General features: G+C 30.7%; 8 protein-coding genes. 4 read left to right on the plus strand and 4 right to left on the minus strand.

All coding sequences use genetic code 11. The features are described 5' to 3' along the window. Positions 1-358: 358 nt before the first annotated feature. The 3 genes from G0Q09_RS14025 to G0Q09_RS14035 all read right to left on the minus strand — a co-directional run bounded on the left by G0Q09_RS14025 (position 359) and on the right by G0Q09_RS14035 (position 5,215). Entirely contained in the window at positions 359-1,594 is a 1,236-nt protein-coding gene (locus G0Q09_RS14025; RefSeq protein WP_125350442.1) for a porin, read from the minus strand. Positions 1,595-1,661: 67 nt separating this feature from the next. Next, complete coding sequence (locus G0Q09_RS14030; RefSeq protein WP_219035345.1) at positions 1,662-2,192, minus strand: YqiA/YcfP family alpha/beta fold hydrolase; 531 nt, start codon at positions 2,190-2,192, stop codon at positions 1,662-1,664. A gap of 146 nt (positions 2,193-2,338) precedes the next feature. Continuing rightward, positions 2,339-5,215: an alpha/beta hydrolase family protein gene (locus tag G0Q09_RS14035; RefSeq protein WP_219035346.1), complete on the minus strand. Its 2,877-nt coding sequence runs from the start codon at positions 5,213-5,215 to the stop codon at positions 2,339-2,341. A 121-nt stretch (positions 5,216-5,336) separates the two neighbouring features. Between G0Q09_RS14035 and G0Q09_RS14040 the strand changes: the two genes are divergently transcribed. The 3 genes from G0Q09_RS14040 (at position 5,337) to G0Q09_RS14050 (ending at position 8,322) form a co-directional block, all read left to right on the plus strand. Further along, on the plus strand, positions 5,337-6,278 hold the full coding sequence (locus G0Q09_RS14040; RefSeq protein ID WP_219035347.1) for an MBL fold metallo-hydrolase: 942 nt from the start codon (positions 5,337-5,339) through the stop codon (positions 6,276-6,278). A 149-nt stretch (positions 6,279-6,427) separates the two neighbouring features. Next, positions 6,428-6,862 carry a hypothetical protein gene (locus G0Q09_RS14045; RefSeq protein ID WP_219035348.1) on the plus strand — a complete coding sequence of 145 codons (435 nt, stop codon included), beginning with the start codon at positions 6,428-6,430 and terminating at the stop codon, positions 6,860-6,862. A gap of 167 nt (positions 6,863-7,029) precedes the next feature. Continuing rightward, entirely contained in the window at positions 7,030-8,322 is a 1,293-nt protein-coding gene (locus tag G0Q09_RS14050) for a serine hydrolase domain-containing protein (RefSeq protein ID WP_114999787.1), read from the plus strand. 52 nt (positions 8,323-8,374) lie between these two features. Here the strand turns inward: G0Q09_RS14050 and G0Q09_RS14055 are convergent, their stop codons facing one another. Next, entirely contained in the window at positions 8,375-9,196 is an 822-nt protein-coding gene (locus G0Q09_RS14055) for a hypothetical protein (RefSeq protein WP_125350542.1), read from the minus strand. 609 nt (positions 9,197-9,805) lie between these two features. Between G0Q09_RS14055 and G0Q09_RS14060 the strand changes: the two genes are divergently transcribed. After that, positions 9,806-10,141, plus strand: coding sequence for a hypothetical protein (locus G0Q09_RS14060; protein ID WP_219035349.1), 336 nt, complete (start codon positions 9,806-9,808; stop codon positions 10,139-10,141). The last annotated feature ends 95 nt before the right edge of the window (positions 10,142-10,236 follow it).

A 10,236-nucleotide genomic window follows, 5' to 3' on the forward strand; every position in this document is an offset into this window, starting at 1 on the left:
AAAATCATCCGGAAATAGGTCTTTTGTTTCCATAAATATGTAAATATTAAATGTATAAAAAAAATTCTGCTCGATTTTAACCCAAGCAGAATTTTATACTTACACAGTTTTTGGTACAGTGTCTTTTATAATTAATTTATAAATTTCAAAATTGCTAAAACAATTACGAAGATTAATATTGCGACAATAATTACATCTTTAAATTGCACTTTTTTAGTTCCGAACTCTACATTTCGGTTTAAACTTTTTCTTTTTTTATTGGATTGCATAGGTTGATATTTGACTGCAAATTTATTAAATATTATCAAATATCAAACCTTTATTTTATTCTAAAATATTTAATTTACAATAAGATATCTTAAATCCCAATTTCTATCTGAAAACGCGCGTACCAGTTGTTTTTCTTTTCTAAATTATAGAATTTTTGTTGTTCATACGTAAATTCTGCTTGTAATTTGAAAGCATGTTCCCAAATATATTTTGTCAAACCTAATGTGTATTGATTTGTATTCGGTGTAAACTCAAAAATTTCTTTATCTACTGTTTGAGTTGAATAACGTCCTATCACCTCCCAGTGTTTCGGGAATGTGTATGAACCTTGAAAATCCATTCCTTCTCCATTATAGATATAATTAAAATCAGAAATATCTGTAGGGTTATAAAATAACACATTATCAGAATTACGATTCATATAAGAATACATCAAATTCCATCCACGATATTTTAACATCGCATCCAAAAACAATGATTTTATATTAGCTGTTCCTCCACCTACAATATCATCTCCTAACATTCCTGCTGTTCTATGTGCTCTATCATTGTAACTATAAGCTCCCGAAATCATCAATTTTGGTGTTTGTTCGTGAACTAAATCACCTTCATAATTACTTCCACCTTTTGTAAATTCTCCAAGTGGAAACAACTCAACTTTTCCTGTATAAGCTAAACCAGTATCCTTAAAACTTGTCCAATTTCGCCCTTCACCAGTAGAAATAGCTCCTCTCAAAATATAAGAGAATTTTTCTTGATTTCTTTTATTGTATAAGACTTGAAATCCAAAATCGCGATCGATATTAAAATCTGCATTATTGATAGATCGATCCGTTAATTGTAATGCTCCAGAAGAATTAACACGTTGTCTATTTCCTGGAAGTTTTGTTTGACCAAATCCTAAACTCCAATGTTTATTTGGGTAATAGAAAATCATCGCATCACGAATAATATTTGTATTCTTACCCTCTTCTGCTTTTCCTACATCACCTGCTGCAAAAGATAATTGCATCGAATAACCAAATTTTGGATCTCCGATATATCCATCAAAACGCAATCTTAAACGACGAATTTGTCCATCAATATTATCTTCTTCTCCATCATTATGATTATAACTAATGCGATTTTGCATACGAAATCTAATATTGACCTGATAAAGACTATCTGGAGAAGTAATTCCCAATCCGTTACCATAGCTGTAATAAGGCGACATCATATTCTTAAAATCCTGTACAGTTTTCTTTTTAGATTCTGTAGAATCTTTTACTTGCGCATACGAACTGATTGAAAATACAATAAGTATTAATATTAAAAATTGCCTCATGTTTATTTATTTCTTGATTCGTGTGCAAAAATGCAGTTAATAAAATTAAATAATTGTAATGCGTAAATTAAATTAACGTTAACAATGACTCGAAGTTACGTATTCGATGATTGTCATCAATTTCTATGATTTCGATTTGTTGTGGAAAGATATTTTGTTGAATTTCAAAGAAAGTTTTTAGTTTTTCAAAATCCAAAACTTCGTCATGTACAGAAAGAAAAACCGTTGTATTTTCGAAACGATTCATATCCACTAAATATTGCGAAAGATTTTCTGGAAAATTATTTTCGACTTTCATCGACACATCAACCAAAGGATTTAACAAAATTAATTCACTCGATTTTCCATTTTCCTTTAATTTTTGTTGCAATTGCCAACCAAAATTCCCTCCAGTAGAACTTCCTATAATTGCCAAATCATTTACCAAACCTTTTAAATGTTCGTAAGCTTCAAATAAAATAGTTGCAATATTGTCCTCCGTTTTCCATTCAATACAAATAGCTGAAGGATAATTTTTTAGAATAGTTTTGAATTTGGTTGAATTTGCCGAACTATTTAGTCCATGGATATAAACAATTTGTCGATTATTAGTATTCATATTCAGTGCAATTATCCCTCTAAATTAAAACTTTTTCAAGAAGTTAATTATACATGAAATGTAAATTTAACAATATAATTGTGTTGTAAGAAATTCTTTTGACAAAAAAAGCGACCAAATTGGTCGCTTTTAAATATTTACTATAATTATTTCTCTAGATCAAATCCCCAATCAATACCTTTATTAATTGCAGGAACACCTTCTGTCATCCATTTCGGAGCAGGTTTATCTTTCAGATAATGATCAAAAAATTGAACTTGTCGTTGTTGAATATCATTTTTATTCGCACGTTTTATCAAGTTATGATCATCTCCGTTATAATTTAACATCCAAACTGGTTTTTGTAAACGACGCAATGCCATAAACATTTCAATTCCTTGATACCAAGGAACAGCACCGTCTTCGTCGTTATGCATGATTACAACTGGCGTCGTAACTTTTGGCATATTAAACAAAGGCGAATTTTCGATATATAATTCCGGCGCTTCCCACAAGGTTTTACCGATTCTACTTTGCGTTTGTTCGTACTGAAATTGACGACTCATACCCGTCCCCCAACGAATTCCACCATAAGCAGAAGTCATATTAACAACAGGCGCACCCGTCCAAGCAGCAGCATACATATTGGTTGCAGTGATCAAATGTGCAACTTGGTAACCTCCCCAACTTTGTCCTTGTATAGCGATTTTACTTCCATTTACCCACGTATTTTTCTTCAACGCTTCTACTCCAGAATTGATATAATCTTCGGCAGATTTACCAGGATGACCAATTGTATATGAAATATCTGGTGTAAACACAATGTAATCGTTACTTACAAAATATGTGTGATTAATACGAGAAGGCGTTGGCGCAGGCGCTTGATAACGATTCAAATTATCCGAAAGTTTTTCGTAGAAGTAAACAATCATCGGATATTTTTTATTTGGATCAAAATTCTCTGGTTTATACACAACTCCTGTTGCATCTTTACCTGAATACGTTTTCCACGTTACCAACTCACCATTCCCCCATAAATAATCTTTTTGTTGCGGATTGATTGCAGATATCTTTTTCTCATCTTTAAAATTTGTTGAAACATAAACATCAGGCGAATTTCGGAACGATTCTTTTGTATAAATAAATTCGTTGGCATTCAACGCTTTCTTCATTTTTTGCGTTCCCCAAGTATTCGACATGACAACTTCTTCAGGATTTTTTGCTTTCGAAATGATTGTTTGATAAACCCCTGATTGTTTATTCTGATTATTAAAAGCACCTAAATAAACTAAATTATCTCGATTAATTGTTTTAATATCATCATTTAATTGATTGATATCAAACGTAATATTATGTTTACGACCGAAACCATTTGTCATATTTTCTGGACGACGTTTTCCAACCAAATCAAACTCCCAAATATCATATCGATCTTTGATTAAAACCGTTTCGTCATTATCAGTAAAATAGGCAACTCCATATTCTTGCGCTAAAGTTGGTGAATCATTTTCTTCGTCATAAAATTTCACTTTCAGCTTTTTATTCAGAACTTTTGTTTCCTTTGTTTCGATATTATAGCTCGACCATAATCCATTTTCGGCATTATAAAAAACAGCAAATTTTCCATTCGGCGACATTTCCACTTTTCCAGCCAAAGCTTTTGCAAATAATTCACGCTCTCCCGTTTTCGTATTAATGATATAATAATCTTTACGACCTGTTACATCCCAATTCAAGCTTAATCGATAGGCATTATCAGAAGTTCCTAAAGCAAAATTTGAATTTCCTTCGTTCAAAATCTCGACTTGATTCATATCCAAATCCGCTAATTGTGTCACTTTTACAGGATTCGATAAATCAATCACAGATAGGTACGAACGTTTTTTCTCTCGCTCAAGATTCTTCAATTGTTGTGGTTGAATAAAATCGTCTTTGTAACTCCAAACATCCACTTTTGCATGATCATCAGCAATCAAAGTTGTGTCTTTTTCTGCTAATTTCGGCATCAAACCAATGAACAAAGAATTTCCATCTTTGCTAAATTTTGGTTGACGATTTTCTGAAACTTGCCAATCTTTTTTCAATCCTAACAATTCAGATTTCCTGATTTGTTGCGGATTATTTGTTGTAGAATAATATAAATAATATGTTTTATTTTCCTTTTTCTCTTCGTCAGAAGTTCCAACAAAAGCGACTTTATTTGCTAATTCATCAAACGCAAATTGTTTAAAATCACCAATTGTATCTACCAATTGTTTTTGAACAAACGTTGCTGTATTCACTAAGAAAACACCATATTTAGTTTTATCTAAACTATCTTTTTTCTCTTGTTTAGTCGAAAAAATTAATTGCTTACCATTCTCGCTAAACTCATAATTCATCACATTTTTGAATGATTTTCTCTGACCTGAAATCAAATTTCTCAACACCAATTCTAACGGCGTATCTTTCTTATCTTTTCCAGCTGATTTTGCAACTTTATCCTTCGTTTTTGTAGAATCTGACTTGTCTTTTTTATCATTCTTCGTTTCTTCTTTTTCTAATAAATAAGCTAAAAGAGAACCTCCTTTTTTCGGTGTTTTGAATGATTTTATATTTGGTAATTTCTCGACTTGATTTGTTGCAAGATTTAATATTCCGATTGAATCTTTAGCAATTTCATGTTCCTTTTTCTTTTTGATTCGAACCAATTTCAAATCTTTGTAAAAAGGTCGAATTTTAAAAACGGCAAATTTAGAATCTGCTGTAAAAACACTTTGTTCACCACGATGAAAACTTAGATTTTTATCTGTTTTCAAACCAAAAAAGTTCAATGTATTATCGCTTTCTTGTGCATATACTTGATAAGCAACCCACGAACCATTATTTGATAATTCTTTCATTCCGATTGATTGCCATTCATCAAAAACAGTCAAATCAAGAGGTTTCTTTTGCGCATCAACATTCGTTGCCAATAAAGCAATTGCAGCTGCATACATTGCTTTTTTCATCATCAGTTGAGTCGCATAATTTTTCAATATTTTAGTAGATAATTTCGATTTCATTCTAACTAATTTTTATGCGTTAATTTTTAAAGAAATGTGAAAATACTAAAGTTTTTAGAAACTATGGGGATATTTTAGTTTAATAATACTTTTCAGTTGTATTTTTGTTAAAATTCTTTTTATGAAAAAATATCTATTAAGTATTGGATTCGGAATTTCGATGATTGCATCAGCACAAAATATTCAGATTGTTCCACTTGGTGTTTATGGAGGTAGCAATGAAAGCAATCTTTCATCTTATTTGATTGGTGAAGAAACAACAAACAGCTATTTAGCATTGGATGCAGGAACAATTCTTTCTGGAATCAATAAAGCAATAGAGAAAGGTACTTTTGAAGAACAAAACAATAAAATTCTGAAAAACTATATCAAAGGATATTTTATTTCACATGGACATTTGGATCATCTTTCTGGGATGATTATTAATTCTCCAGAAGATTCTAACAAGCCTATTTATGGTATTTCTGAAACAATTTCAGTTTTAAAAAATAAATATTTTACCAATGATGCTTGGGCAAATTTTGCCAATGAAGGTGAATCGCCAATTTTGAATAAATATTACTACAAATACGCAGAAATAGGAATACCTTTCACAATAGAAGGTACTAATTTCACAGGAACTATTTACGAATTGAGTCATGTAAACCCTTTAAAAAGTTCAGCAATATTAGTCGAAAATGGTTCAAATGCAGTCTTATATTTTGGTGATACAGGAGCTGATCGTATCGAAAAAACTCAAAACTTATCAACTATTTGGAAAGCAATTTCACCTAAAATTAAATCAGGAAAATTAAAAACAATGATGTTAGAAGTTTCTTTTCCGAATTCTCAACCCGAAAAATTATTATTTGGTCATTTAACCCCAAAATTAATGAACGAAGAATTAGGCGAATTAGCGAAAGAAGTTGGAAAAAGTAGGTTGAAAGGTTTAACAATTATCGTTACTCATATCAAGCCAAAAGATGATTATGAGCAAAAAATTAAAGACGAATTGTTAAAAGATAATCCATATAACATCAATTATATTTTCCCTCAACAAGGTGAAAGAATAACTCTTAAATAAATAATAAATACGAATTTATCATTTAAAGACAAAATAATTTTCAACTATTTATTTTAGTCGGTCAATTTTTATTATTTTGATAAATTAGCACTATTGATTTTTCATTTATTCGAATGGCTATTTTACATTTGAATAAACCATAAGAAAAAATGATCGCGCAAATAGGAGAAATTTTATTAATCGACAACCAACAATATATTATAGCCGAACAACCATTACATCATTATTTTAGAGAATTAAATCATCCACCTTATTTTACTCCACCTTCGCCAACATGCTGGAGAGGATATTATGGGAAATGGGAATTGAGAAATGACGAATTGTTTTTGATTAATTTCAGAGGATATTTGGATGGTTTGGATGAAGTTGAATTGAATTATTTGTTTCCGAGAAGAGAAGAAGTTTTTGCGAGCTGGTATTCTGGAATCATTAAAATCTCACAAGGAAAATTATTACAATTTAACCAATTGACACATACATCAATTTATGAAGAAGATTTAATGTTGTGTTTTGAAAACGGAAAACTAATCGATTATATCGTTCATAGTAATTGCACAAATTCTGAACGAGAAGTTGAGATCTAATCAATCGAATACTTCAAAACTTGTCGGTGAATTCGTCTTGTTATTTGACCTTATTATTCTTTCGAATTCACCGATTTTTAATAAAATAAAGTTTAAAATGGTTTTCGTAAATTTGAGAAGCAAGCTTCTCCTCTACTTCATTTATCAACCAAATAGATAGTACAACTATGAAAAAAATATTAGTTTGTTTAATTTTAGTGATGACGCAAATGAGTTATGGACAACAATTTTTGACTGCAGAACAATCGGATCCAAAGAATTTTAATTGGATAAAAGGGTTTCCACCTGCAAAAGAAGATATTTTGTCCGCTATAGATGGTAGCTTTTTTAACTTTCCAGCTTTACGATATAGCGTTTGTCATATGCGCGAATTTTTCCCAACTGTAAATGTCGCTTCGGCACAAGAAAACAGATATACTTGGAAAACTAAATTGGATCAATCCATTGATAATGTGACTTTCACTCCTTTAGAAAGTAAAAAAACTATGACATGGAAAGAATCTTTGCAAAAAAATTATACCGATGGAATTATTGTTTTACACAAAGGTGCTATTGTTTATGAGAATTACTTTGGAGAACTAAACAAAAATGGAACTCATGCCTTGATGTCTGTGAGTAAAACCTTGACAGGAACTTTAGGCGGAATGTTAGTTGCCGAAGGTATTCTAGATGAGAATAAAAAATGTAGTGATTATATTCCTGAATTGAAAACCTCAGCTTTTGGTGATGCTACGATTCGTCAAGTTTTGGATATGACAACTGCTTTGCAATATAGTGAAGATTACAGCGATCCGAATGCTGAAGTGTGGGCTTTTTCGGCTGCTGGAAATCCTTTTCCTAAACCTGCTAATTATAATGGACCTACAAATTATTATGATTATTTGAAAACAGTCAAGAAAAATGGTAAACATGGTGAAGCTTTTGGTTATAAAACGGTGAATACTGATGTGATGGGTTGGATTATTACAAAAGTATTGAATAAACCTTTGGCTCAAATTCTATCTGAAAAATTTTGGGAACCATTGGGAACAAACTTTGATGGATATTACCAGATTGATGGTGCTGGAATTGCTTTTGCAGGAGGTGGTTTTAATGCAAACCTTCGAGATTTAGCGATGTTTGGAGAAATGATAAGAAACAATGGTTACTTTAATAATCATCAAATTTTGCCTAAAAAATTGGTTGAGGAAATCAAAAAAGGAGGAAATCAAAAAGCTTTTGAAAAGGCAAATTATAAACTTCTAAAAGGCTGGAGCTACAAAGATATGTGGTGGGTAACGAATAATGAGCATCAAGCATTTATGGCGCGTGGCGTTCATGGTCAAGCGATTTATGTTGATCCAAAAGCGGAAATGGTTATTGTGCGATTTGCTTCCAATCCGGTTGCATCGAATAGTGCGAACGACCCGTATTCGTTACCAGCTTATCATGCTGTTGCAAAATATTTATTGACTAAATAACAAAAAGCTCAACTAATGTTGAGCTTTTATTTTATATGATAATTTGTTCGAATTAATCTTCTGATTCTTCTACTTCCGATTGTAAGCCTTCTCCAAATTCACTTAAAGCTGAATTTAATGAAATCTCTGTACAATACTTAGATCCTAAATCTAATCCTTTTTGTAAAAACTCTTCCGCTTTTTCCTTTTCTCCTGTAAAATAGTAATACGTATAAAATAATCCGTATCCATCTGGATTTCCTAAATCTAATACACGTTGGGCCAATTGCTGTAACTCTTTATTAGGTTTTAATTTCAACTCTTCTGTTGCACTTAATGTCTCGAAAACACCACCAGATTGTTCAGCAAATTTATAGGCAAAAACTACTTTACAACTTTCATCAAAACCTTCTTTACACAATTTTGCATTTGCAGCTTCATTTTCTTTTAATTTTTTAATTAAACTTTCTTCATCAAAATCAAATAAATAGCTTGCATTATTTTTAAAATTGATATCATAATTCTGAGCCATCCAATTTGCACGTTGTGCTAATTTAGAATCTGATTGAGGTTTATTTTCGAAAGATTTCAAATTTGATTTATACACTTTTTTATCCACCCAATCTGAAATTCCTTTTAATTGATTTTTCTCTTTTTTGAAGATAAAAACCGTTTTTTCGACAAATATTATAACCGAATCATTGCGTTCTGTAAATTCGTAACCAACCTCATCAAATTCACCGATTGTTACTCTTCCTTTTCCATCAAATTTCAATGGATTATATAATTCATCTTTTGCTTTTGTTGTAAAAACGCCTTCTAACGTATTAGTCGCTTGTTGAGCAAAAAGTGCTGACACCATAAAGAATGTTGTCAATAAAAATAGTTTTTTCATTTTTTAGAAAGTCTCAATTAATATTACGCCAAAAATAAACGTTTTAATTCGTCTAAAACTCACTAATTATAGTTAAAAATAAATTTCTTTGTTATCAACCAAGGACTCGGATAAGGTAAAACACACCTGTTTATAATCAACCGAGGACTCGGGTAAGTTAAAACACATCTGTTTAGAATAAAAACGTCGCACAATAACTAAGCTTTCGTCTTGCCCAGAGGGCATGAGATGGAAGCCTGTTGAACGGAACCGAAGTTAGCTTTTAATTCTTATGGAGTTATCGAAGTTTAGTTTTAAGCTATATAAGCAGTATTTTATATGATTACTGCTTTTTTTTATGCTTACGTAGAATGCGAAGTAGTGAAAACCTTAGTTTTTAAAATAGTATATACTCCACAAAAAAAGCTCCTCTCAGGAGCTTTTTGGGTTATGCAACGTTATTTATATATTCTTTTTTGACAATTAGTAAAAGAAAACACGAGCAAAAGTGGGAGAAAATTTGTAGGATTGTAGTTTTACAATAAGGGGTTTGATTGTGATTTTTTGGTATATTTGAGTGTAAAAAAAAATATTATTAACTATTTTAAAAGTAAATAAAATCAAGATTTAATGACTAATACAATAAAAACAAATTGGAAAACAACTGATTTTCGTTTTGTAGCTTTTTTAGATATATTAGGTTTCAAAGATAGTATTATGAGAAATACTCATGATGAAATTTATTCTAGATTAACCTCTATTAACAAATTCAAAAAAAGTATAGAAAAAACAAATTATAGTACTCATCTTGATGGATGCTATAGTGATACTGAAGTGTATATCGTTAACTTCTCTGATTCAATTGTTATCTTCTCTAAAAATGATGATAAATATAATTTTGAATATTTCCTTATTATGGTCAGATATTTATTTGGGTGTAATCTTCCCCTTGTTAAGAACACTTAAAAGTAGAGTTTTTATTTAATATTATTGTATTATTATTTTGATTAATTTGAAATGTAGGAAAATCATTAGGATTTTTGACCTTACCATATTTCAAT

The sequence above is a fragment of the Empedobacter falsenii genome, assembly GCF_019308355.1.
GTDB lineage: Bacteria > Bacteroidota > Bacteroidia > Flavobacteriales > Weeksellaceae > Empedobacter > Empedobacter falsenii_B.